The sequence below is a fragment of the Aquirufa originis genome, from assembly GCF_042714495.1.
GTDB classification, from domain to species: Bacteria; Bacteroidota; Bacteroidia; order Cytophagales; family Spirosomataceae; genus Aquirufa; species Aquirufa originis.
Genome location: NZ_JBBKXY010000002.1, coordinates 95,861 through 120,130 on the forward strand (window position 1 = coordinate 95,861; position 24,270 = coordinate 120,130).

General features: G+C 44.1%; 19 protein-coding genes. 9 read left to right on the top strand and 10 right to left on the bottom strand.

Annotation, left to right across the window (positions count from 1 at the left end):
- The first annotated feature begins 36 nt into the window (after positions 1 to 36).
- The 3 genes from SKC35_RS05805 to ribD are packed head-to-tail and all read left to right on the top strand — an operon-like array spanning position 37 to position 5,183.
- Complete coding sequence (locus SKC35_RS05805; protein ID WP_377978477.1) at positions 37 to 1,128, top strand: efflux RND transporter periplasmic adaptor subunit; 1,092 nt, start codon at positions 37 to 39, stop codon at positions 1,126 to 1,128.
- A 7-nt stretch (positions 1,129 to 1,135) separates the two neighbouring features.
- Positions 1,136 to 4,210, top strand: coding sequence for an efflux RND transporter permease subunit (locus tag SKC35_RS05810; protein WP_377978478.1), 3,075 nt, complete (start codon positions 1,136 to 1,138; stop codon positions 4,208 to 4,210).
- Complete coding sequence (gene ribD / locus SKC35_RS05815) at positions 4,200 to 5,183, top strand: bifunctional diaminohydroxyphosphoribosylaminopyrimidine deaminase/5-amino-6-(5-phosphoribosylamino)uracil reductase RibD (protein WP_377978479.1); 984 nt, start codon at positions 4,200 to 4,202, stop codon at positions 5,181 to 5,183. The genes SKC35_RS05810 and ribD overlap by 11 nt, the downstream gene beginning before the upstream one ends.
- On the opposite strand, the gene SKC35_RS05820 is transcribed toward ribD, so the two are convergent.
- Entirely contained in the window at positions 5,131 to 6,453 is a 1,323-nt protein-coding gene (locus SKC35_RS05820) for an Nramp family divalent metal transporter (RefSeq protein WP_377978480.1), read from the bottom strand. The two genes, ribD and SKC35_RS05820, sit on opposite strands and share 53 nt — an antisense overlap.
- 72 nt (positions 6,454 to 6,525) lie before the next feature.
- Here SKC35_RS05820 and SKC35_RS05825 point away from each other — a divergent pair, with 72 nt between their 5' ends.
- A complete protein-coding gene (locus SKC35_RS05825; RefSeq protein ID WP_377978481.1) occupies positions 6,526 to 7,191 on the top strand; it encodes a metal-dependent transcriptional regulator in 666 nt (221 codons plus the stop codon).
- Here the strand turns inward: SKC35_RS05825 and SKC35_RS05830 are convergent.
- Genes SKC35_RS05830 through SKC35_RS05845 form a run of 4 tightly spaced genes read right to left on the bottom strand, consistent with a single transcriptional unit; the run spans position 7,183 to position 12,742 of the window.
- Positions 7,183 to 10,119 carry a DEAD/DEAH box helicase gene (locus SKC35_RS05830; protein WP_377978482.1) on the bottom strand — a complete coding sequence of 979 codons (2,937 nt, stop codon included), beginning with the start codon at positions 10,117 to 10,119 and terminating at the stop codon, positions 7,183 to 7,185. The genes SKC35_RS05825 and SKC35_RS05830 overlap by 9 nt on opposite strands.
- Before the next feature lie 47 nt (positions 10,120 to 10,166).
- Positions 10,167 to 10,988 (bottom strand): 50S ribosomal protein L11 methyltransferase, encoded by an 822-nt coding sequence (gene prmA / locus SKC35_RS05835; protein ID WP_377978483.1) that lies wholly within the window; start codon positions 10,986 to 10,988, stop codon positions 10,167 to 10,169.
- 3 nt (positions 10,989 to 10,991) lie between these two features.
- The gene (locus SKC35_RS05840) at positions 10,992 to 11,939 is read right to left on the bottom strand and encodes an MlaD family protein (protein ID WP_377978484.1); all 948 of its coding nucleotides are present in this window, start codon (positions 11,937 to 11,939) and stop codon (positions 10,992 to 10,994) included.
- Positions 11,940 to 11,944: 5 nt separating this feature from the next.
- The gene (locus tag SKC35_RS05845) at positions 11,945 to 12,742 is read right to left on the bottom strand and encodes an N-acetylmuramoyl-L-alanine amidase family protein (RefSeq protein ID WP_377978485.1); all 798 of its coding nucleotides are present in this window, start codon (positions 12,740 to 12,742) and stop codon (positions 11,945 to 11,947) included.
- 91 nt (positions 12,743 to 12,833) lie between these two features.
- On the opposite strand from SKC35_RS05845, the gene SKC35_RS05850 reads away from it, so the two are divergent.
- A complete protein-coding gene (locus tag SKC35_RS05850; RefSeq protein ID WP_377978486.1) occupies positions 12,834 to 15,539 on the top strand; it encodes a putative LPS assembly protein LptD in 2,706 nt (901 codons plus the stop codon).
- On the opposite strand, the gene msrA is transcribed toward SKC35_RS05850, so the two are convergent.
- Complete coding sequence (gene msrA, locus SKC35_RS05855; protein WP_377978487.1) at positions 15,536 to 16,195, bottom strand: peptide-methionine (S)-S-oxide reductase MsrA; 660 nt, start codon at positions 16,193 to 16,195, stop codon at positions 15,536 to 15,538. The genes SKC35_RS05850 and msrA overlap by 4 nt on opposite strands.
- A 56-nt stretch (positions 16,196 to 16,251) precedes the next feature.
- Between msrA and SKC35_RS05860 the strand changes: the two genes are divergently transcribed.
- A complete protein-coding gene (locus tag SKC35_RS05860) occupies positions 16,252 to 16,869 on the top strand; it encodes a phosphatase PAP2-related protein (RefSeq protein ID WP_377978488.1) in 618 nt (205 codons plus the stop codon).
- On the opposite strand, the gene SKC35_RS05865 is transcribed toward SKC35_RS05860, so the two are convergent.
- The 3 genes from SKC35_RS05865 to SKC35_RS05875 form a co-directional block, all read right to left on the bottom strand.
- Positions 16,862 to 18,781: a polysaccharide biosynthesis protein gene (locus SKC35_RS05865; RefSeq protein WP_377978489.1), complete on the bottom strand. Its 1,920-nt coding sequence runs from the start codon at positions 18,779 to 18,781 to the stop codon at positions 16,862 to 16,864. The two genes, SKC35_RS05860 and SKC35_RS05865, sit on opposite strands and share 8 nt — an antisense overlap.
- Positions 18,782 to 18,886: 105 nt before the next feature.
- Positions 18,887 to 19,912 (bottom strand): thiamine-phosphate kinase, encoded by a 1,026-nt coding sequence (gene thiL, locus SKC35_RS05870; protein WP_377978490.1) that lies wholly within the window; start codon positions 19,910 to 19,912, stop codon positions 18,887 to 18,889.
- Between the two features lie 49 nt (positions 19,913 to 19,961).
- Entirely contained in the window at positions 19,962 to 20,441 is a 480-nt protein-coding gene (locus tag SKC35_RS05875) for a hypothetical protein (RefSeq protein WP_377978491.1), read from the bottom strand.
- Between the two features lie 84 nt (positions 20,442 to 20,525).
- Between SKC35_RS05875 and SKC35_RS05880 the strand changes: the two genes are divergently transcribed.
- Genes SKC35_RS05880 through SKC35_RS05890 form a run of 3 tightly spaced genes read left to right on the top strand, consistent with a single transcriptional unit; the run spans position 20,526 to position 23,071 of the window.
- Positions 20,526 to 20,756, top strand: a complete 231-nt coding sequence (locus SKC35_RS05880; protein WP_130895415.1) for a cytochrome b5 domain-containing protein — start codon at positions 20,526 to 20,528, stop codon at positions 20,754 to 20,756.
- Positions 20,753 to 21,604: an N-acetylglucosamine kinase gene (locus SKC35_RS05885; RefSeq protein ID WP_377978492.1), complete on the top strand. Its 852-nt coding sequence runs from the start codon at positions 20,753 to 20,755 to the stop codon at positions 21,602 to 21,604. The genes SKC35_RS05880 and SKC35_RS05885 overlap by 4 nt, the downstream gene beginning before the upstream one ends.
- Positions 21,605 to 21,661: 57 nt before the next feature.
- The gene (locus SKC35_RS05890; protein ID WP_377978493.1) at positions 21,662 to 23,071 is read left to right on the top strand and encodes a TonB-dependent receptor; all 1,410 of its coding nucleotides are present in this window, start codon (positions 21,662 to 21,664) and stop codon (positions 23,069 to 23,071) included.
- A 31-nt stretch (positions 23,072 to 23,102) separates the two neighbouring features.
- On the opposite strand, the gene carA is transcribed toward SKC35_RS05890, so the two are convergent.
- Positions 23,103 to 24,203 (bottom strand): glutamine-hydrolyzing carbamoyl-phosphate synthase small subunit, encoded by a 1,101-nt coding sequence (gene carA / locus SKC35_RS05895; RefSeq protein WP_377978494.1) that lies wholly within the window; start codon positions 24,201 to 24,203, stop codon positions 23,103 to 23,105.
- Positions 24,204 to 24,270 lie beyond the last annotated feature (67 nt).

Genomic DNA, 24,270 nt, shown 5'->3' on the forward strand with positions numbered 1-24,270 from the left:
TCGGATTTGTTTACCTTAGTATGAAAACCTATTACTATGAATAAAATTACAAAGACGCTTCTGTCGGTTTTGACCATTGCCTTGATCTTGGGTTTGGCTTTTTATCCGAAAATCAAAAAGACCTTTTTCGCTGAGGAGACGAAGGAAAAAGGGAAAGAGAAAAGTGGACCTGGTGGAAAGGGCGGCAAAACATCCGTGATTGTAACGGTGGTTAAATCGACGCGCTTGGATGATATGATCAGCTCAACGGGTTCTATTTTGCCTAATGAGGAAGTTGAAATTCGTTCTGAAATCGCGGGACGTATCATTTTACTCAACATCAAAGAAGGGGATGTGGTAGCCAAAGGAACGGTTTTACTTCGCATCAACGACGATGATTTACAAGCACGTCTTCGCAAACTCGGTTTCAATAAGAAATTAGCAGAAGACAACGAGGCTCGCCAAAAAGTCCTTTTGCAAAAAGAAGCGATCTCGCAAAGGGAATATGATATTGCGGTGAACTCGGTGAATACGATTTCGGCGGATATCGAAGACCTAAAAGCGCAGATCTTAAAAACAACGCTTCGCGCACCGTTTGCGGGCAGAATTGGTTTCCGTTACGTAAGTATGGGAAGTTATATTTCTCCTAGCACGCAAATTGCGACTTTGACCAACACGAATCCGGCGAAAATCGAATTCTCAATTCCGGCGAAATACGCCACTCAGGTGAAGAATGGCGGAACCATCGAATTCGTAACAGAGAACGAGGAAAAGAACTTCATCGGTCGTGTGTATGCGATTGATCCGAAAATCGATCCCCAAACAAGAACCTTACAGATCCGTGCGCAAGCGCCTAATCCAGGTAATCAATTGGTTCCAGGAGCCTTTGCTAAGGTAAATTTGATCTTGAAAACAAAAGGATCGGCGATCATGATCCCTACGGAAGCAGTCATTCCCGAGGCGAAAGGTAGCAAAGTGTATGTGGTAAAAAATGGCAAATCAGTTTCGACAAAAGTAACTTTAGGAACGCGAGGTGACAAGACCGTTGAAATTTTGGACGGATTAGCGATTGGAGATACGTTGATTACCAATGGTATCATCCAAGTGAAACCTGATGGCGAAGTAGAAATTAAAGAAGTCGTAAAATAAACTAGCTATGGCATCTTTTTCAGAGATTAGTATAAAAAGACCGGTACTTTCGATTGTGATGTCCATCACGATCATTGTATTTGGAATCATCGGATACACCTATTTAGGGGTTCGTGAATATCCATCGGTGGATCCGCCAGTAGTGAACGTGCAAACGTCCTACACGGGAGCAAACGCAGACATTATTGAATCCCAAATCACCGAGCCCTTAGAAGAATCGATTAACGGTATCGCCGGTATTCGTACTTTATCCAGTTCGAGTCGGGATGGCCGTTCAAGTATCACGGTCGAATTTGATCTTTCGGTGAATATCGAAGATGCAGCGAACGACGTGCGTGACCGCGTATCTCGGGCAATGGGTCAATTACCTAAAGACGTGGATCCGCCCATCGTAGCGAAAGCTGATGCGGATGCGAACCCGATTTACAACATTAATGTGTTCTCTTCGACGCGTAGCTTGCTTTCATTGAATGAATTAGCCACCCGAAATATCAAAGAGAAATTCCAAACGATTCCGGGCGTTAGTTCCGTGCAATTGTGGGGAGAGCAGAAATATGCGATGCGCTTGCACATCGATCCGGAACGATTAGCCTCTTTCCGTTTGACAGCGCCTGATATCGTGAATGCATTAGCCAAACAAAATATCGAATTACCCTCTGGAAGTATCGAAGGAGCGAACACGGAATTAACTGTGAGAACACAGGGCCGTATGACTACAGAGGATGATTTCAATAATTTGATCATCAAAGAAGAGGGTGATCGCTCGGTAAAATTCTCTGATGTAGGTAGGGCAGAACTATCGCCAGAAAACAACAAAACATTCTTCAAGCGGGATTTAAAACCGATGATTTCCATCGCGGTAATTCCGCAACCGGGTTCGAACCAAATTCAAATCGTAGATGCCATCCACAAGAAAGTGGAACAAATTCGCTTGACTTTGCCGGCGGATGTGGAGATGAAGGAAGGCTTCGATAATACGAAATATGTGCGTAAATCGATTGAAGAGGTGGAGGAAACCATCTTCACCGCGATTTTATTAGTAACGATTATCATCTTCTTGTTCTTGCGTGATTGGAGATCGACGATCATTCCATTGACGGCCATTCCAGTCAGTTTGATTGGGGTGTTCTTCTTTATGTATCTAGCCGGGTTCTCCATCAACGTATTGACGCTATTAGGTATCGTGCTTTCGATCGGCCTCGTAGTGGATGATGCGATTGTGGTTTTAGAGAATATTTACACCAAAATCGAAGAGGGACTCAGCCCCTGGGAAGCGGCCGTAGAAGGATCGAAAGAGATCTATTTTGCCGTTATTTCGACGACCGTTACACTCGCAGCCGTATTCTTACCGGTCATTTTCTTACAAGGGATTACAGGACGCTTGTTCCGCGAATTCGGAATCGTGGTGGCAGGATCCGTGATTATTTCTGCCTTCGTTTCTTTGACATTAACACCTATGTTGAGCTCCCGTTTATTAAAGGGGAGTCATACAAAACCGTGGTTCTATACCGTTACGGAACCATTCTTTGTTGCTTTAACGAAAGGATATGAAGACTCATTAGCGGCCTTTATTAAGATTCGTTGGATGGCTTGGGTGATAATGTTCTCCTTATTTGGCATTATTTACGCCCTGTTTAAATTCGAAGCTATTCCCTCTGAATTAGCTCCTTTAGAGGATAGAGGGGGATTGCGTGTCAGTGCAACAGCACCAGAGGGCGCGACTTTTGAGTATATGTTGAACTACACCGATGAAATGGCGAAGTTCTTGATGACGGATATTCCGGCGCACGAACGCTATGCCGTTTACTCCATTACGTCCCCTCCTTTTGGGAATGGTGGTTCGAATACGGGAACTATGCGCGTTATTTTAGCGGATCCGGAAGGACGTAGAACGCAGCAACAAATTGCGGATGCCATTCAACCTAAAATCAAGAAATTCACTGGTGCCCGGGCGACCTTAATCCAAGAGCCGACCTTGTCTACGGGACAACGTGGTGGCGGTGGTTTACCGGTAGCCTTCGTGATTCAAGCTTCCACTTTCGAGAGTTTGAAGAAGAATATCCCGTTATTTATGGCCAAAGTGAGGGAGAGTTCGAAGTTCGAAATGGCAGACGTGAACTTGAAGTTTACAAAACCCGAATTGCGCCTTGAAATCAACCGTGATAAAGCACAAAACCTAGGCGTTTCCATCCAAGATGTGGCAACAACCTTGCAGTTAGGCCTTTCGGGTAGACGTTTTGGTTACTTCGTGATGGACGGGAAACAATACCAAATCATCGGCCAAATCGACCGCCCTATGCGGAATGACGTTTCTGATTTGAAGTCCCTTTATGTGAAAAACAACCGCGGGGATTTGATCCAATTAGACAATCTAGTGAAAATTACGGAACAGAGTACGCCTCCCCAACTATTCCGTTATAACCGCTACGTAGCGGCTACGGTAACGGCGCAGATGGCGAAAGGGGTGACTTTAGGCGAGGCTTTGAACGAGATGGATAAATTAGCGAAAGAGACCTTCGACGTTTCCTTCTCTACCGCATATGATGGCCAAAGTAAGGAATTCAAAGAGTCCAGCTCTTCCCTACTCTTCGCCTTCGCTCTTGCCATTTTATTGATCTACTTGATTCTTTCGGCCCAGTTTGAAAGTTTCATCGATCCATTCATCATCTTGTTTACTGTTCCTTTGGCGGTGGCAGGAGCGTTATTAACGCTTTGGGATTTCAGCCAAACACTAAACATCTTCTCGCAAATCGGTATCATCGTCCTCATCGGTCTCGTGACGAAAAACGGTATCTTAATCGTGGAGTTTGCCAATCAGCGGAAAGAAACCGGTTTGAGAAAAACACAGGCGGTGCAAGAGGCAGCTGTTGCTCGTTTCCGTCCTATTATTATGACTTCGCTTTGTACGATTTTAGGTATTTTACCGATCGCCTTAGCCTTAGGTTCGGGATCTCAAAGTAGAGTTTCGATGGGTATCGCCGTAGTGGGTGGTATGTTATTCTCTACTACGCTGACCTTGTACATCATTCCAGCGATTTACAGTTATTTATCGAGTAACCGCAAACCAGTTCATGCCGAATAAAGAAATTTGGATGCAACGCGCCTTTGACCTAGCCTTATTAGGCTCAGGGCGCGTTGCTCCTAATCCTTTAGTAGGTTGTGTCATCGTCAAAGATAACCGCATTCTAGGCGAAGGTTATCACCAACAGTATGGTGGTCCTCATGCAGAGGTAAATGCGATACGTTCATGCTCGGAATCTGTAGAAGGCGCGACGGCCTTTGTGACCTTGGAGCCTTGCTCCCATTTTGGCAAAACTCCTCCCTGTGCTGATTTGCTGATTCAATCTGGAATCACCACTGTCTGCATTGCGAACCTAGACCCTAATCCACTCGTGGCAGGAAAAGGGGTTGAGAAATTGGAAGCTGCAGGCATAACTTGCCACATCGGTTTACTAGCAGAAAAAGGAGAATGGATAAACCGCCAATTCTTTACCTTTCACCGCCTAAAAAGGCCCTACCTTACCTTCAAATACGCGGCTAGTGCCGATGGATTCATCGCTGGCGCCACCGGTGCGCCCATTCAGCTATCGAACGAGTTATCGGCTATACGAGTGCATCAAATGCGCGCTGAACATCAAGGAATTTTAGTAGGGGTCCAAACCATTATTAACGACAATCCATCGCTAACGACTCGATTAGTAGCAGGTACAAATCCAGTTCGAATCGTGTTAGATCCTACCGGCAGAATTCCTTCCACCGCTAAAGTCTTAACAGATGAAGGAGAAACAATCGTCTTACGTTCATCAGCGGAAGTAGCTGCCTTACCCCTTCAATCTATCCTAGTGGAAGGCGGCGCGAAAACGATGGAAATGTTGTTTGCGGATGGACTGGTGGATGAGCTTTGGAAAATCAGAAGTGCCAAAACACTTGATGAAGGAATCCCTGAACCTAAACTGCCTGTGAAATGGCGAGCAATTGACTACCTAAGTGACGATACCTGGTTTAAAGGAATCCTAAAACCTGCCCCAGCAAGTACATATTCAGACCCAAAATAATTGCGGTTATCACCCAAACAATTCCTTGCAAAAGCGATGAATTCGCGAATTTTCCCATCTTCTGTTTATCCCCTGTGAATAAGACCAGCGGAATCACCGCAAAACTTAGCTGCATCGAAAGTACCACTTGAGAGAAGACTAACAGCTCCCCTATCTTCGATTCTCCGTAGATCCAGGTAATAAAAAAAGCAGGAATGATGGCAATTAAGCGGGTAATCAAACGTCTTAACCAAGGGGCAATGCGCAGATCGAGGAATCCCTCCATCACGATTTGGCCGGCTAATGTTCCTGTCAACGTGGCATTTTGGCCCGATGCTAACAAGGCAACCGCAAACAAAATACTCGCTAATTTACTGCCTAATACTGGGTCCAATAACTGATACGCATCTCGGATATCCGCCACATGTTGCAAGTTGTTCCCATGAAAGGCTGCCGCCGCTAAAATCAGAATCCCCGCATTGATGAAAAAGGCTAATCCTAAAGATAGTGTCGAATCCCAAGTGGCGTACTTAATCGCCTTAGCCTTGTCTTCGTCCGTATCCTTGATGGCACGTGTTTGTACAATACTCGAATGCAAGTACAAATTATGCGGCATCACAGTCGCTCCTAAAATACCAATAGCCACATAGAGTTGACTAGGATTCATCACAACGGAAGTTTGTGGAACTAAGCCGCCTAGGATTCCTGCGATAGAAGGTTGCGAGATAAATAACTCATAGGCAAAACAGCAAACGATGACGATTAAGAGGGATAAAACGATGGATTCGATGACTTTAAATCCTTTGTTTTGGAAATATAATATCAAAAATACATCTAAAATCGTAATGACGATACCTGCTAAAATGGGAATCCCAAACAACAATTGAAGCGCTAACGCTGACCCAATCACCTCTGCTAAATCACAAGCCGCAATCGCTAGCTCACAGACCAACCACAGAAAAATCGCTACCGGTTTCGAAAATGCATCGCCACAGGCTTGGGCTAAATCGCGTCCTGAGGCAACGCCTAATTTCAAAGCTAGATGCTGCAAGACAATCGCGAAAATGCTCGAGACAAGAATCACAGACAATAAGGTATAGCCGAAAGAGGCTCCACCAGCTAAATCGGTCGCCCAGTTACCCGGATCCATATATCCCACCGCGACTAAGAAGCCTGGCCCCATAAAGGCACGTAAATTCTTCCAAAATCCATTACCCGTGGGTACAGGAATCGTCCCAAACACTTCGGAGAGGGATTTCATTTTAGGACTAGAACGCCACGGACTCGACATAAAGTAGAATTTTGTACAATTTAAAAATAATTTTTAGATTAACCTAAAAAATAAATTTACTACCTTTACTCCATGGCCATTTCATTCACAGAAGAAAACTACTTAAAGGTTATACATCGCCTATCTGAGGCGACTTCGGAGGACATTTCTACGAACGCGGTAGCGGAATTGATGCAGACTAAAGCGGCATCGGTGACCGACATGTTGCGTAAACTAGCCGAAAAAGGCTGGGTGAATTACCAAAAATACCAAGGCGTTCGTTTAAGTGCAGAAGGCGAGAAAATTGCGTTGTCGATTGTGCGCAAACACCGACTTTGGGAAGTATTCTTAGTGGACAAAATGGGATTCAACTGGGACGAAGTGCACGAAATCGCTGAACAGCTCGAGCACATCGAATCAGATCAATTAATCCACAAATTAGACGAATACCTAGGCTTCCCTAAAACGGATCCACATGGCGACCCTATCCCCAATAAGGACGGTATATTACCCGAGCTAGCCTATTCTCACTTGTCTGATATCAAGGCAAACAAAACCTGCAAATTGATGGGGGTGGCCCAAGATTCGGCGGTCTTCTTGCAATTACTGACGAAATTAAATTTGAGTTTAGGCGCAAAACTGGCCATTCAAGAAATCAACGAATTCGATCGTTCGATCTTCGTTTCCATTAACGACGCTGCGCCCATCTTCATTAGTCATGAAGTGGCGAAAAACATCCTCGTCAAAATCTTAGCTTAATAAATCGAGTACTTCATCCTCGCTCAATGCGCGCAAGATGCTCTCATCAGATGTCACAAGCTCAGAGGCTAAATCCTTTTTGCGTTGCTGCAAGGCAAGGATCTTCTCTTCTACCGTTTCTTTCGAAATGAACTTGTAGGTGAATACGGTTTTCTTTTGGCCGATGCGGTGCGCCCGGTCGATCGCCTGAGCCTCTGCCGCTGGATTCCACCACGGATCTAACAAGAATACGTAATCCGCTGCGGTCAGGTTGAGACCTACCCCACCCGCTTTTAGGGAGATAAGGAAAACGGATTGACCATCGTCCTTTTGGAAACTTTCTACTTGACCCTTCCGGTCCACCGTACTACCATCGAGGTAGGCATACGGAATTCCGCGCTCTTCTAATGCGGCCTTAATCAAGTTCAAATGCTGAACAAATTGACTAAAGATTAACACTTTGTGATGCTGCTCTAAGACCGTCTCTAATTTTTCTAACACGGCCTCCATCTTACCTGAATCTCCTGCATAACCCTCTTCGCACAACGATGGGTGATTCGCAAGCTGACGTAATTTGGTCAAACCCTGTAACACAGAGAAGCGCGATTTCTGCAAGCCTTCGTCCTTAATTTGCTTCAACAACACGTCACGGTAGAACGATTTCGTCTTGTCATACAAGCGCTCTTGTTCCTCGGTCATCGAGCAATAGGTCACCGATTCCATTTTTTCTGGTAAATCAGCAGCTACTTGACGCTTCTCACGACGCAATAAATAGGGCTTGATTAAGAAATAAAGACGTTTTTTCTTCTCCATATCCGCCTTCTTCTCGATAGGCAATTGGAAATGGTCTTTGAAATAACGTTGAGTACCTAGTAGACCACTGTTCACGAAATTCATTTGGGACCAAAGATCCATCGTCGAATTCTCCAGCGGTGTTCCCGTCATTACGAGACGGAATTTCGCATTTAATTTTTGAACGGCTTTGGTAATATTCGCTAACGGATTCTTAATCGCCTGAGACTCATCTAAAATCACATACGAGAATGCCTGCTTTTCGAACCATTCGATGTCCGAGCGGACCATCCCGAACGAGCATAGAATCAAATCAACTTTCCCGATTTGCGCCTGCAATTTCTCTCTTTGAGGTCCGCTGTAGACTAAAACGCGTAACTGTGGAGTAAACTTCTTCGCCTCCATCTCCCAGTTATACAACAGGGAAGTAGGCATCACGAGCAAGGTAGGCAAGGTTTCCCCTTGTTCTTTTAAGCTCTGCAATAAACAAAGTGTCTGAACAGTTTTACCCAGACCCATATCATCTGCTAAACAAGCCCCCAATCCGGCTGCCTGACGCGTACGCATCCAACGGTAGCCTTCTAATTGATACGGACGCAAGGTACCTTTGAAGTTCTTCGGTACGGGATATTCTTTCGCTTCCAACGCTAAATCGTTCACCGTTTTAGCGCGCAGAGCAGTTTTCACTAAGTCTTGATTCTCCCATTCCTGCACTAATTGGTAATGCTGGCGACGCAAGAACACGCCTTCTTCGCCAGGGCGCGTCTCGGAGAAGTAGAAAAGATCTTGGTAATCGTGGAACCAGTTGTCCGGAATCATCGCGATGGAACCATCTGGCAAATGGAATTCTTTCTTCTTTTGTAAGATCAGCTGGCGAATTTTCAAGAAAGGAATTTGGAACTCCCCAAACGAAATAACCGCCTGAATGTCAAACCAGTCTAGTTTTTCGCCAATGCGTATCTTGATTTCTGGTTTTCCTAAGAAATAGCGTGGCGCTTGGCCATCGCCCTTGAATTGTACAACAAAGCCCGCTTGATCTAGCGATTCTTTGTTCGCCGTTAACCATTGAACCGCATCCCCACGTTGCATAAAAGCACGGCCATCGTTTTCCATCTTTAACCCTAAGGTCTTCAGTTGTTGGAAGGCACGTTTTTCCTTGACGTGGGAACGCATAATTTTTTGGAAGGCATAACTATCGCCTTTCTTCTCGAAAAGCACGTTTGCCTCAGATGATAAGCCATCCCAAGGGAAGCGGTTATTGCCGTATTGGAAGGATAGCACGAAGTTCCAGCGATCTGCTGCTTCAAGTGCCGCCTTCTTTTTCAGGGTCTCTTCGTCCTCCATTTTAGGCGCCGTAGGGCCATAAGAAAGTAAGAATTGAACCGGTTTTTCAGTATTGGTAATCTCGAATCCTTTCGCGTGAACGGGGTAACGAGCCACCATCGCCTTCACGAATTTTCGGAAGTAATCTTCCTCCATATTCTTCGGAATCGCTACAAACTTCTTGTTCAAGAACGGACGCAATTTCTTGCCCTCTAGTTCTGGATTGAAGTGGTATAGTTTTTGATTCATCAGCATCCAAGCCGGCTCGTCGCATAATACGACCGCGTCTTTGTACTGAAATTCGAGTTTATTGCCTAGGTATTTTAGGGTAGGAAAATAGTGTGTGTTCTCCTCATTGCGCATAAAGTGGAACAACACATCCACGGCCTCCGCCTCGATTTGCACCGATTGGCGCATCGGATTGCCATCATTCCCCATGATGAAAAGCGTCTTATCTGGACAAATTAAGCCAAACACTTGACCTCTTTTCTTCTCAATCACGGACATCACTGCCTCTTGAATTTCTTTCTCGCCTTTCTCCGCGTCCCAAGTCTTCAAAAAGAATTCCTCCATCGTCTTGCGCTTCGAGGTATTGAACTTTTCAAAAACCGCTACTGGCTTCATACTCTCAATCAAACCCACCGCCGTGCGATCGCGATCGTCCAAGGCGTGCTCAAATTCGTGGAAGTTCCGAGAAGTAAGCGTTTGGTACTCCCAGGTCAATTGACCTTTCTCATTTAATTGCACCACAAAGACATCGAATAAATATCCGAGGCATTCGTGAGACAATAAAGAATAAACAACCTGGAAAGGTTTGTTAGGGGAGATTTTCATTTTTAAAACACCCGATTTCTCGGATTACAAGAGTCAAACCTTTAAAATTAAGATTTTTTTCTCAATTGCAAGCAAGCCCAGTTGTTTTTTGATGCTTGCGCGATAAAATTAAGTTGCTGCTTTTCAGCGGATTCCAGTAAAAGCGGAATGTCTTCGGTGTAGAAACCGCTTAAGAAAAGTAGTCCGCCAGGCTTGATGCGCGCGGCGTAATCGGCCATTTCGGCTAATAAGATATTGCGATTGATATTGGCTAAAAGCACATCGTATGGCGTGTTATCTTCGTCAGCGATGGTCCCTAGGCCAAATGGAATTTCGGCACAATCATTCAGTCCTGCATTCTCCATCGAATTCTCCACTGACCATTCATCGATATCGAATCCGCGGACAAATCCAGCCCCGCGTTTCTTTGCCACAAATGCTAACAACCCGGTGCCGGTTCCCGCATCTAACACACTTTTACCGCTTAAATCCACATCGAATAACGCTTTCGTCATCAGCGAAGTCGTTTCATGATGGCCAGTGCCAAATGACATTTTGGGATTAATCACCACCTCCATCTGAAATCCAGACTCAGAGGGGTGAAAACTCGCCCGAATCAAAACCAAATCCTCAATGCGAATGGGATCATAATTACTCTCCCACACCTCATTCCAATTTTGCTTTTCGATGCGATTCGTCTCGTAGGTCTCAAGACCATAGCGGGACATTATTTCCGTCAAAGCCTCCGCAGAGAAATCCACTTCAGGACAATAGGCAATCACCCCAGACTCCGAATCCTCGAAAATATCGAATTGAATTTCGCCTAGCTCAGCGACTAAAATATCAGACAGCTCAGGACTGGCTGTAATTTTCACTTGAATCGTAGACATAGATTAATTAGATGGAGGGGTGTTTTTCTTTCCGAAAACAGAAATGCCGATATAACGCTTTGGCTGTAATCTAAAATCAAGCAATAGCTTGTCCAGATCCACGAGCGTTTTATTTAAGCCTAGGTACAGGCTATCGTTCTTAATTAATTTACCAGCGCTACCTTCGCCACGCTCAATTCCTTGTACGATCTTCTTTAACGAAAGTACCGTCGCATCCACCTCTTTCAAAGTCTTGCCTATCTTCAAGGCATTTAAAGAATCAGCTACGGTATTAAACTTCGTTAACAAAGGGCGCAATTGCTTTTCTGTCTCTATTAAATCAATAGACAAGGTCTTCATATTCGAAGAGATCTGCGCAATATTCGCGCGGTTATCTGCCACAATTCCATTGACTGATCCATTGATGTTTGAAACCGTCTCATTCGATGTTTTCAACAAGGTATTCAAATACGTGCCGGTGTGATCAAATTTGTTCGAAATTTGGCGGAAAGAAACTAAAAGTGAATCCGCATTAGCGATCACGGGAATCGCCCGTTCTTTTAATAAGGCTGTCACTCCTACTTCGGTTTCTCCTTTTAAGAACGAATCCTCCACTAAGTTCCCTTTCCCTTCTAATCGCAAACGAATGATTTTGCCACCTAACAAAGCTCCATCCGAAAGGACGGCAACGGTTTTGTCTGGGATAACGATATCTTGACTTAAACGTAGCGTAACGAGAATTTTGTTCGCTTTGGCCGGCTGAATTTCGACTTTCTTCACTTTACCCACCTCGATTCCATTGACCATTACCTGGTTCGAAACCATCAGTCCATCCACGTTTTCGTATTCTACGTAATAAATACGAGCCGTAGAGAATACATCATTCCCCTTTAGAAAATTAAACCCGAAATAGAGGATTAAGAAGGCTAACAATGCCAAAAACCCTACTTTCAATTCATTGCTTTGAAACATCGTATCTATTTTTCGATTTCTTCTTTATAAGCTTTAAACGCAGAAGCAATAGCTGTTGCCACTTCGTTTTGTCCTTTTTCGGAAGCTAAATAATTCTCTTCCTCCGGGTTTGTCAAAAAACCAGTCTCTACTAATACACTAGGCATCGCCGTGCGCCAGATCACTAAAAATCCAGCTTGCTTTACCCCAAAACTCTTACGCTGATAAGTCTTTGTAAACTGCTCCTCTACCTTAGAGGCAAATTTTACCGAGCTCGCCATAAAAGCACTTTGGTAATTTGCCATCATAATATGAGCTAAAGGAGAGTTTGGATCAAAGCCATCATAGGTCTTTTGGTAATCCTTCTCTTGCAAGATAACGGAGTTTTCTCGCTTCGCTACGTTTAAATTGCCATCCGTTTTGTGTAAACCCATCGTGTAGGTTTCTGTTCCGTAGGCATTTTTATTCACTGCGGCATTGCAATGCACGGAGATAAATAAATCCGCTTTGTTGCGGTTTGCGATATTTGCCCGCTCATTTAATTCGATGAACGTGTCCGTATCTCGGGTATAAATAATCTTCAAATCGGGATGAGCCGCTTTCAGCTTTCTGCCTAATTCTTGAATGATATGCAGCGTGACAATTCCCTCATGTGAGCCTTTAGGGCCTGAACAACCTGGATCCTTTCCCCCGTGACCTGCATCGAGGCAAACGATTTTTATTCGATTCTTAATGTCTCCCTTCTGAAAGCCGCTAGGCGTCCAAGCAGTCAGCAATAAACCCAACGAAAAAAATAAACCGATAGATTTTATCTGATTAAACATTATTTTCTAATTGTTACACGTTGATAACAAGCAAAGATGTAATTTTGTAGGCTTGTATGTAATAAGTACAAATATAATTTTTAAATTCCATTTGGTAAAGAAATCCACATATTACCTTTTTATTACCCTGCTTGTCCTTTTTGCTTCGCTTTCAGAGGCCAAAGCGCAGCGGGTAATCTCGACGGATACTTTACAAAAATCCATTCCTAAGGACACGGCCGCTGATTTACAGACCACCGTTTTCTATTCTGCCGTAGACTCTACGATTTTAGATGCAGACAAGCAAGTGGTGAATTTGTATGGGGGTGCCAAAGTCAAGTACGGCGAAATCTCCCTCGAGGCGAACTACATCCGCCTCGACTGGGCAAAAAATGAGGTCTACGCCATCGGAACTCAAGATACGCTTACGAAGAAAATGATAGGACTGCCCGTTTTTCTTCAAGGCAGTGATAAATACGATTCAGACGAAATTCGCTATAATTTTAAGACCAAACGAGCCATCATCAAAGGCATTGTAACACAACAAGGCGAAGGATTTGTACAGGGCAAAAATGTCAAAAAAGACGAAGAGGAGAACCTCTACATCCGAAATGCCATCTACACCACCTGTAATTTAACGCATCCCCACTTTCATATCAAGGCCAGCAAGATCAAAGTCGTGGGTAAAAAAGAGATCATCTCCGGTCCCTTTCACTTTGAATTAAATGACATTCCACTGCCCATTGGCTTGCCTTTTGGGTTCTTTCCCTATTCGCAGCCGAAAGAGGCCGGAAAATCAGGGATCATAATGCCCACTTATGGCGAGGAGCCGAATGGACGCGGTTTCTATTTGCGGGAAGGCGGGTATTATTGGGCCGCAAGTGAAAACATCGGGATTCGTTTTACCGGCCAAATCTACTCCAAAGGTGGCTGGGGTTTGGGCGCGAATTCGCAATACAACAAGCGCTATCGCTATGCCGGCAGCTTTAATTTAGCCTTTAATCGCAACAGCAATGGGGATGAATTTGCCCCTACGAAACGAACAGACTTTGCCTTGCAATGGTCGCATACGCCCCGCAGTTCCGGCAATTCCAGTTTCTCCGCTTCGGTAAACATTGCCTCGAACTCGTACAATCAATACAATACATTCAATACGCAACAATACTTATCTAACACGATTGGATCGTCCGTTCAGTATTCCCGAAATTTTGGCCAAACCGTCCGCACTAGCATCAACTTACGTATTAACCAAAACACGAGTACTCGCGTATTTGATGCGGGAACAGACTTTAACTTTGGCCTAAACCAAATACAACCCTTCAAAAAGAAAAACTCGCTGGGCGATCGCTTCATCGATCAATTCCGAATCGGCTTAGACTTCTCTGGTGGCATTTCGATGACCAACCAAGTGGGTGACCCCTATACGCGTTATGAATTCGATGTCTACCCAAGATCCTCTAATTCCTTGCGTGGAACGATACAGAAGCCGTTTATTCCTACAGGAGCTGACGATGTGCCGGCCGGCGTTATCCCAGTAGATGCAAGCACGCTTCCTATTTTATGGGAAAAGGCCCAGACGAAATTCAATTACAGCATACCTTTAGCTTTGCCTAATTTGAAGCTAACAAAGCACATTAACCTAACCCCTGGTGTTTCTTGGTCTGGAAATATGTACACGCGATCGTATAAATACACGTATGTGGCGGCTGATTCAACGGTGCGCATCGATACAGTAGGCGGCTTGCCTAAATTCAATTCTCAGATCGCCTTTTCTGCGAGTATGAATACGCGTTTGTTTGGGACCTTGCGTTTCAAAAAAGGCCGTTTAGAGGCCATTAGACATACGTTAGTCCCATCGGTTAGTTTGAGCTATACGCCGGATTATTCAGATCCGAGTTTCGGGTATTACCAAGATGTGCGGATTAACAATCGTAAATTCATCAATACGGAGGGGAAAGAACAGATAGGGGATATTCGCCGCATCAGCACATTTGATCCGCGCACGATGAGTTATGGCGGCGCCTCTGGGGCTGTTTCTTTTGGATTCCAAAATACCCTCGAAGCGAAGTTAAAAACCAAGTCAGACACGGCCAGCGTGCTCACGGAGAAGGTCCGCATCCTGGATAACTTTGGCATTAATGGAAGCTATAATTTACTCGCGAAAGAATATGCCTTGTCGAATATCGGCTTTAACCTAGCCTCCCGCGTGAAGGATTTTGATATCAATATGGGTGGTAGCTTTGACCCTTATTTGTATGTAGCCGATCCTTTATTTTTTGACATTGGACGTAGAACGCCAGACTACATGTTCAGCCAAGGAGCGGGTTTAGCGCGTCTACAAGGATTTAATTTCTCAATTGGTCGCCGTTTCTCAGCTGGGAAGCCTAAGCCAAAAGAGAACAAGAATGCCAGCGAGGCACAAATGAATCAAATTAACCGAAACCTAGACGACTATGTCGACTGGAATGTGCCTTGGAATTTCTCGTTCTCCTACCAATACAGCATGAATAAGACAGGCTTAGCCTCGCCTCAAAACATCAGTGGCTTAAGCTTCCAGGGAGATTTGAGTCTTTCTGAAAAATGGAAGGTCTCCGTGACTTCCGGCTTTGACTTTAAGTACAAAGGATTAACCTACACGAATATGTCCGTGCACCGCGATCTACATTGCTGGGAAATGAACTTTAACTGGACACCTATCGCGAGCCCATTTTATGGACGCGCGAGTAACTATTCCTTTGACCTTCGCGTAAAATCTACGCTCTTACAGGACTTAAAACTGTCTCGCAGACGTAGTTTCTACGACAAAGGAGGATTCTAGTTTAATTTAGACTTAAACGCTTTCAGGAACTTATCCATTTTCGGCTTGATGACGATTTGGCAATAAGGCTCCGTCCCATTCTCATTGAAATAATTCTGGTGGTAATCCTCCGCCACGTAAAATTCTGATGCCGGCGCGATTTCCGTTACGATCGGATTAGGGAAAACGTGTTGTGCATTCAACTTTTGCTTCCAAGCCTCTGCTTCTTTCTGTTGTTCGGGCGTATGAAAAAACACCGCGCTACGGTATTGCGTGCCCGTATCCGCCCCTTGTCTATTTAAAGTGGTAGGATCATGTGTCTGCCAAAAGATCTCCAACAACGTTGCCACATCCACTTCCTTCGGGTCATAAGCTAACTGACATACTTCTGCGTGTCCTGTAAGCCCTGAACAAACCTCGCGATACGTAGGATTCTTGATCTTCCCTCCCATATAGCCAGAAGTAACTGACTTCACCCCTTTCACGCGCTGAAACACCGCTTCTACACACCAGAAGCATCCCGCTCCAAACGTAATTTTATCTAATTTCTGATCCATCTTTTTTGTTTGATTTTGTAAACCTGCCTCCTTTTTTTCGCCAGCACTTCCGCACGAAAAATGAAATGCGCTGGTGATGATACTCAACACAATTACCGTTATTTTCGAGATCTTTTTCATCTTATTGTTTTTTAGCACTAATTTCGCTTCCCAAATTACCTAATTTTAGTTCAAACTTGAAACAAACCTGGAAAGCCGCCTTTCGTGACCGCACCTTCACGCTACAGTTCGTAGCCGCCTTAGCTGTGTTCCTCATTTTCCCTTTTAAAGCGGATGATTATTTCCAATGGATTCAATTGCGAGAAGGCATCCAGTGGAACGATCCATTACTTAACGCTCTTCCGGCCCTAAATGTTTCCTACCCTATCTTTGGGATCATCTATTTATCCGTCATCTACTTGTTATATCGATTACTGCAAGACCCTAAAAGATTCGTTTGGTTCGCCTGGGCGTTTAATCTGGAGACTGGATTTCGATTTTTGACCATCTATTTAGTCGCCCTAAATCCTCCTGCAGGCTTAGTCGATTTGCACGATCCTCTAGCGGAGTTTTTTATCTATGGCGAAAATATGCCCATCACAAAAGACCTCTTCTTTTCAGGCCACACGGCCACGATGGTGTTTGTGTGCTTCTTTTTACCAACAGCTAAAGAAAGAGTCATCGCCATCACCCTTAGTCTGGTATTAGTTAGCTTATTATTGATTCAACACGTACATTACAGCTTAGACGTGGCAGCTGCTCCGCTGTTTACACTAGCGGCTATCTGGATCGTTAAAAAGACGGGGATTATTTAGACGATTTCTTGTCTAATGTTTCAAACACGGAATTGTTTGATTTGTACTCTGGAATAATTTCCTTGATTTTGGCCACAATCGAATTGTTCGTGCCACTCGATAATAAGTGATTCAAATCGTTCGTCGCCACTTCCATGTAAGCGTAAGAAGGCGTATTAACTTCCGCAATTAAAATCTTAGGATGGTGGGTAGGAAGCGTATTCTCGTCGTTATTTAACAACTCCTCATACAACTTCTCACCTGGACGCAATCCGGTATAGCGAATCTCAATATCTTTATCGACACGTAAACCACTCAATGTAATCATCTTCTTCGCTAAGTCAATAATCTTCACCGATTCACCCATATCAAAGACAAAAACTTCTCCTCCTTGACCCATCGTTGCCGCCTCTAATACGAGTTCACAAGCTTCTGGAATCGTCATGAAATAACGGGTTATTTCTGGGTGAGTCACCGTCACTGGGCCTCCACGTTCGATTTGTTTCTTGAACAAGGGAATCACAGAACCATTAGACCCTAATACGTTCCCAAAGCGTGTCGCAATAAACTTCGTCTTCACCCCTTCCAATTGGTTCATGGACTGCGTATACATCTCAGCTAAACGCTTTGTCGCTCCCATCACATTCGTTGGATTCACGGCCTTATCCGTAGAAACCATCACAAATTTCTCAACACCTACTTCAGCCGCTAATTCTGATAAGATACGCGTACCAATCACATTCGTCTTAATCGCTTCATATGGATTATTTTCCATCAAAGGAACGTGCTTATAGGCCGCCGCGTGGAAAATAATATCAGGACGATGGTTCTTGAAAATCTTACTAACACGACGGGTATCAGATACGTCCGCCACATTCACAATTAACTGTACATTCGTAGGCACCTTACCGGCTAATTCATATTCTAAATCATACAAGGCCGATTCCGCTTGGTCTACTAACACTAATTTAGCAGGGAAATAAGCAATCAATTGTCGAACAATTTCGCTACCAATCGACCCAGCGGCACCCGTCACCAGGATTACTTTACCTGAAATCTCCTCGCCTATGCGCTTGTTATTCATTTGAATCACCTCACGACCTAAGAGATCTTCAATCTTCACATTGTGAATTTGGTTCATCGCAAACTCCCCTTCTACCCACTTATCTACTGGAGGAAGGGCTTTTACCACCACTCCGCGATCTAAGAAAATATCTGAAATCTTGCGCTTCGATTTAGCCGACATATTATTGATGGCCATAATGACTTCCATTCCGTCATTAGAACCTACAAACTTATCTAATACCTCCGGTAAACTATAGACCTTAATCCCCTCGATGGTCTTCCCTATTTTAGACTCATTGTCATCTATAAAACCAAAAATCTTGTAATTCGTGCTGCGATCTGTTTGGAATACATTCTTTGTCAACATTCCCGTATATCCTGCACCATAGATCAACACCCCAATAGTAGGTTTAAACTGATTAATGAAGGATTCATAGAAGCTCTTTACAAAGAAGCGAAGAATGACCATCCAGAACAAACAGATGAAAAAGTCAATAATTAGGATGGAAGCGGATAAATTAAAGACGTGCTCAAAGCCAAGTGTGTTTCGAATGACCGCAGAAACTAATACGGCACCGAATGAACCGGTGAATACGGCTTTCAAAATCAATATGGCATCTTCAATACTCGTGTGGCGAATGATCCCAGCATAGGATTGAAAATACAGAAAGGCTAAAAGTCGCAAGCCTAAGACAAAAATCAATTGAGAGGCGAACACAGAGAAATCAATTTCCATTAACTGGAAATTCATTCGCAAAAGTGTCGCAATAGAAAACGAGAAAATGACAATTAACGAGTCAAAGACCAAGACCAGCCATCTGGATAGAAAGCGGTTTGAGTATTTCCGAATGAAGGAAGACTTCGTCATAATTTATCTCTTCTAAACACGGTTAGATTTCAATGACAAAATTACCAATTTTAAAACGATTCCATCCGTAAATTTATCAAACGGCCGAAAAAGTAGACGAACGGATTATTGTTTCCCGAACCCCGGGGCCGTTAAGTCGACGATTGCATCCGATTTCATCACCATTACTCTTTCGTTACCGATGTTCGTCATGTATCCGATCGCGGTCACATCAGCGATCTTCTCTATTTTAGGGAAATCTTCTTGTGAAACAGTAAATACTAATTCGTAATCCTCTCCTCCATTCAAGGCAGCGGTCAAAGGACTCACATTAAATTCCGTTGCGGCCAGGTACGTTTCATCATCAATCGGGATATTTTTCTCAAAAATGCGTGCACCTAAACCAGAGGCATTGCATAAATGAATGATTTCTGAGGCTAAGCCGTCTGAACAATCGATCATCGAGGTAGGCACCACTCCTAGTTCTCTAAATTCATGAATCATATCAAAACGTGCCATCGGTTTCAGCTGACGTAAAACGACATAGCTTTTTCCTTCCAGCTCCGGCTTCATATCTGGATTAGATAAGAATACCTGTTTTTCTCTTTCCAAAGAATGCAAGCCCATTAACGCCGCACCTAAATCCCCTGTCACACACAGGACATCATTGGGTTTCGCCGTACCACGTTGCACTAATTTATCGGCTTCCACCACACCTGTCGCAGTCATCGAAATAATTAAACCCTGCGGACTAGAAGTTGTGTCTCCTCCCACTAAATCCACTTTGTATTCCTCACAAGCCAAACGAATCCCTTCATACAAGGCATCCACCGATTCCACTGAGAAGCGATTACTTAAGCCTAAACCGATTGTGATTTGAGCTGGGATGGCATTCATCGCAGCAATGTCAGAGAGAACGACAGAAACTACTTTGAAGCCTAGATGCTGTAATGGCGTATAACCTAGGTCAAAATGAACTCCCTCGATGAATAATTCCGTCGTCGTAACGACCTTATTTCCTTTGGGATCCAAAACAGCGGTATCATCTCCGATACCCAAATCCGTCCACTCCTGCTTTTGCGTAAACTTCGCGGCAATGTGGTTAATTAAACCAAACTCCCCTACTTCTCCAATTTCCGTTCTCTTTTCCATATAACACAAAAAGCCGCCACAAGGACGGCTTCTATTAATTCAATTCTGATTAAGGATTAACTAAGGCTAATTTAACGATAGCGCTACTTGCTTTCACATAAGCGGTCGTTTGTTGTAGACTCAAGCCAGTCGCTGTAGGTGTAGCTAGAATCGTGTAGGTAATTGTACCACCTGTCCCAGTAGGTGCTCCATCTGCAGAGGTTAATCCATTCAAAGTAAGGGAAAGACCATCCGTCGCTACGGTATAGGTTCCTGTAAATATTTTTCCGTCAAATTCAGTTAAAGTCACCGAACCTGCCGTAGATAAATCTAGTTTGTATTGCGAATATCCCTGTACTACGTTAGCGGTACCCGTTTTATCGTATTTCGTAACACCATCCCACTGAGCCGTACTAACTGTCCACACTTTCTTCACTAAAGTAGACACACTCACCGTAGGAGTGGGAGGTGTAGGAGTAGGCGCTGGGTCTGACCCGCCGCCGCAAGCCAGCACTGAAATCGTCAATAATAGGAGTAGAAACTGTTTCATGTTCGAGTGTTTTACGGTGTAAAATTAAAAATCTTTCTGAAAAAAAGGCGGGTTTGGCCCTTTTTATTTAGCTTCGTGTAAATTATGAAGACATATACGCGCAGCCAGTTAGCCCTTCGAAATGGGCAGGACAAGCCTGAGATTTGGGTTGCCTTTCAGGGTCTTATTTATGACATGACGGAGTCCAAACTGTGGAAAAATGGCAAACATTACGAACACTGGGCGGGGCAGGATTTAACGCCTGAACTAGCCGATGCGCCACATTCTGAAAAAGTCTTTGAGAAATTTATCCCCATCGGAATCCTAGCAGTATGATATTAATCGTTGAAAGTGGATCGACTAAAACGGCCTGGAGACTCATCAAAGATCCGGCTTCGGCTTATGAAAGTTTTAGCAGTGCGGGTATCAACCCCTACTACCAAACTACCGAAGAGATTACCACAGCGCAACAATCGGTTTTAAGCGGATTTAAAGAACTTCCTATCCAAGCCATCTATTATTACGGAACGGGGGTTACGAGCGAGGCGCAATGCGAGGTGATTGCCGCTGCCTTTCGACCTTATTTCCCTAGTACTTGTTCCCTTGAAATCCAGAACGACCTCATCGCCGCTGCCAGATCGCTTTGCGGGAAAGAGGCTGGGATCGCCTGCATTTTAGGAACGGGGTCTAATTCCGGTTTCTGGGATGGCGGGCGCATTTCGGCGCAAATTCCACCTTTAGGATTTTGGTTAGGTGACGAGGGGAGCGGCGGACATTTAGGGAAATTAGTACTCCTGAGTTATTTACATGGCCAAATGCCGGCGGAGGTTCGTGCCGTTTTCGAGAAACGATTTGGCATAATGGACCGCTTAACCGTTTTAGACAAGGCCTATAAACAAGCCTTTCCGAATCGCTGGTTTGCCAGCTTTTCGAAATTCTTGTTTGATCATCGCCGCGATGCCTATTGTTATGGCTTGATTGAACAATCCTTCGAGGCTTTTATTTCGTTGTATTTAAAACGCTATACGGAGGCGCCCGTAGTTCATTTTACCGGTTCAGTAGCTTTTTATTATTCGGATATACTGAAGAAAATTTTAAAGAAGCATGGATTGAATGTGGGGCATATTAGTGAAGGACCGATGGCAGGACTTTGCTTGTATCACAAGGGGGAATTTTGGCCATAATTTCGTAAATTGCGACCATCTTCAGAAGCCTAAGACAACAAACACAACACATTGCCTATGACATCGCATATTAAATCCATAGGGACTAAACAAAAAGCACTTCAAATTAATCTAGACCGCAGCATTTACGGTTCCTTCGCGGAAATCGGGGCAGGTCAAGATGTAGCTGCGAATTTCTTCAAAGCGGGCGGTGCTTCGGGCACCATTGCAAAAACGATCTCCGCTTACGATATGGCCTTCTCGGATGCTATTTATGGCGAAGAGGCCTCTGGAAAGTATGTGTGTGAGCCGCGTTTAATGAAGATGTTAAACCGGGAATTTAAATTACTAAATGTACGTTTGACGGAAACTGCTGCGGAGAAACGCTTCTTTGCCTTCGCTGACACGGTTTCTGCCTTAAATTTCCAAAAGACCAATGACGCCCACGGCTGGATCGGTTTACGTTTCCAACTAACTCCAAACGGCGGATTTAATGATGTGGTTATCCACGTCAATATGCTCGACAATGACAATATTTTGCAACAACAAGCCTTAGGGGTGATTGGGGTGAATTTATTGTTCGGGTGCTACCATTATTACGATAATCCTGAAAAATTACTTTTATCCCTTTTAGATGATTTGTCTAAAGACCGGATCGAAATCGATATGATTCGTTTCGAGGGACCAGACTTTAAAGAGGTGGATAATCGCTTGATGTCCTTGTATTTAGTAAAGCATGGATATACACAGGCGGCGGTTTTTGGTCCCGATGGTAAGGTGATGCAACCGTACGATGCTTTGTCGAAAAAACACATCGTGGCGGTACGTGGACGTTTCCGTCCCGTGACGAATATCTTCTCGGACATGTTAAAGAAAGGCGTCGCGCAGTTCGAGCAGGAGCCTGATGTGGATGATGATAAAATCTGTGTATTGTCCGAATTAACGCTTAAAAGCTTAGAGAATGAGACGCACAAGATCGATGAGAAAGACTTCTTAGACCGCGTGGACATTTTATGTTCTTTAGGCCAAACAGTATTAATATCTAACTTCCACGAATACTTCAAATTAGTCGACTTTTTGAGTCAGTTCTCTAAGTTAAAAATGGCCCTCGTCATGGGTATGCCGAACTTAGAATACATCTTCGAGGAAAAGCATTATAAGGGGGTACCCGGCGGAATTATGAGTGCTTTTGGCTGTTTATTTGGCCAAAACATCAAATTATACCTCTACCCCACCGTCGCCGAAAATGGAGACATCGTTCAATTGAAGAATTTCGAACCAGAAGCTCATTTGAAAGGCTTGTTCCAGTATTTAATGGATAATAACAAGCTAGCTGAGATTAAAAATTACGACGAAAAACTGATGAACATTCGCACGGATCAGGTACTAGAATTAATCCAAAGTGGTACCGATGAATGGGTTGATTATGTACCTAAATCCGTCTCAAAATTAATTAAAGAGCATTCGCTCTTTGGCTACCAAGCCTAACAAAAAAGCCCTGATCTCTCAGGGCTTTTTTTTATTTCATTAGATCGATAAACTGATCAAATAAGTAACGAGAATCGTGTGGTCCTGGACTCGCTTCCGGGTGGTGTTGCACCGAGAAGGCTTTGCGACCTTTCACACGTAAACCTTCAACCGTTTGGTCGTTCAAGTTAATGTGCGTCAATTCTGCTTGATCCGATGACTTCAACTCGTCCATCTTCACCGCAAAACCGTGGTTTTGGGAGGTGATTTCTGACAGACCAGTCACCAAGTTTTTCACCGGATGATTTAAACCGCGGTGACCATTGTGCATTTTGTATGTAGTTAATCCTACTACTTGTGCTAGAATTTGGTGACCTAAACAAATCCCAAAAACAGGCTTATCGCTATTCAAGAATTGGGTTACCGTCTCAATCGCATAAGACATCACGGCAGGATCACCTGGGCCATTCGAAACGAAATATCCATCTGGATGCCAAGCGGCGATTTCCGCAAATGAAGTCTTAGCGGGGAATACTTTTAAATAGCATCCACGCTCCGCGATATTTGACAAGATACTTTTCTTAACGCCTAAATCAAGCACCGCTACTTTGCGCTCTGCTTTCTCATCGCCTAAGAAATAGGCTTCCTGCGTACATACTTGGGAAGATAATTCTAAACCTTCCATTGAAGGAATTTTAGCTAGGGCAGCTTTTAAGGCCGCTTCGTCAAAAATTTCAGAAGAAATCAAACAGTTCATCACCCCTTTCGTCCGGATGTGACGTACTAAAGCGCGCGTATCAATGCCAGAAATGCCCACGATACCTGCATCCGCCAAATAGTCCTGTAGTGATCCGTCAGCCGTCTCACGTGAGTGAACACTAGCGAATTCGTTACAAACCATACCGGCGATTTGAACTTTATTTGATTCTGCCTCAGCTTCTTGCATCACACCATAATTTCCGATGTGAGCCGTCGTATTAATGATTACCTGACCCGCATAAGAGGGATCCGTGTAGATTTCTTGATAACCCGTCATACCGGTGTTAAAACAGATCTCACCGCCGTGAGTACCTATTTTTCCTAGTGCTTTCCCGTGGAAGATGGTTCCGTCTTGTAAAATTAAAACCGCTGGTGTGGACTCGGTAAATCTCATAAAATGCTGTTATAAAATAGGGGTCAAATGCTAATTACCTAAAAAAAGGGCTTCAACGGAAAGTTGA

Excerpts from the sequence above, each read along its gene's own strand:
- SKC35_RS05830 (WP_377978482.1), bottom strand. The coding sequence starts at position 10,119 with ATGAAAATCTCCCCTAACAAACCTTTCCAGGTTGTTTATTCTTTATTG.
- SKC35_RS05825 (WP_377978481.1), top strand. The coding sequence starts at position 6,526 with ATGGCCATTTCATTCACAGAAGAAAACTACTTAAAGGTTATACATCGC.
- ribD (WP_377978479.1), top strand. The coding sequence starts at position 4,200 with ATGCCGAATAAAGAAATTTGGATGCAACGCGCCTTTGACCTAGCCTTA.
- thiL (WP_377978490.1), bottom strand. The coding sequence starts at position 19,912 with ATGGAAAAGAGAACGGAAATTGGAGAAGTAGGGGAGTTTGGTTTAATT.
- SKC35_RS05805 (WP_377978477.1), top strand. The coding sequence starts at position 37 with ATGAATAAAATTACAAAGACGCTTCTGTCGGTTTTGACCATTGCCTTG.
- SKC35_RS05810 (WP_377978478.1), top strand. The coding sequence starts at position 1,136 with ATGGCATCTTTTTCAGAGATTAGTATAAAAAGACCGGTACTTTCGATT.
- SKC35_RS05875 (WP_377978491.1), bottom strand. The coding sequence starts at position 20,441 with ATGAAACAGTTTCTACTCCTATTATTGACGATTTCAGTGCTGGCTTGC.
- prmA (WP_377978483.1), bottom strand. The coding sequence starts at position 10,988 with ATGTCTACGATTCAAGTGAAAATTACAGCCAGTCCTGAGCTGTCTGAT.
- SKC35_RS05890 (WP_377978493.1), top strand. The coding sequence starts at position 21,662 with ATGACATCGCATATTAAATCCATAGGGACTAAACAAAAAGCACTTCAA.
- SKC35_RS05845 (WP_377978485.1), bottom strand. The coding sequence starts at position 12,742 with ATGTTTAATCAGATAAAATCTATCGGTTTATTTTTTTCGTTGGGTTTA.
- SKC35_RS05865 (WP_377978489.1), bottom strand. The coding sequence starts at position 18,781 with ATGACGAAGTCTTCCTTCATTCGGAAATACTCAAACCGCTTTCTATCC.
- SKC35_RS05840 (WP_377978484.1), bottom strand. The coding sequence starts at position 11,939 with ATGTTTCAAAGCAATGAATTGAAAGTAGGGTTTTTGGCATTGTTAGCC.
- SKC35_RS05880 (WP_130895415.1), top strand. The coding sequence starts at position 20,526 with ATGAAGACATATACGCGCAGCCAGTTAGCCCTTCGAAATGGGCAGGAC.
- carA (WP_377978494.1), bottom strand. The coding sequence starts at position 24,203 with ATGAGATTTACCGAGTCCACACCAGCGGTTTTAATTTTACAAGACGGA.
- SKC35_RS05820 (WP_377978480.1), bottom strand. The coding sequence starts at position 6,453 with ATGTCGAGTCCGTGGCGTTCTAGTCCTAAAATGAAATCCCTCTCCGAA.
- SKC35_RS05885 (WP_377978492.1), top strand. The coding sequence starts at position 20,753 with ATGATATTAATCGTTGAAAGTGGATCGACTAAAACGGCCTGGAGACTC.
- msrA (WP_377978487.1), bottom strand. The coding sequence starts at position 16,195 with ATGAAAAAGATCTCGAAAATAACGGTAATTGTGTTGAGTATCATCACC.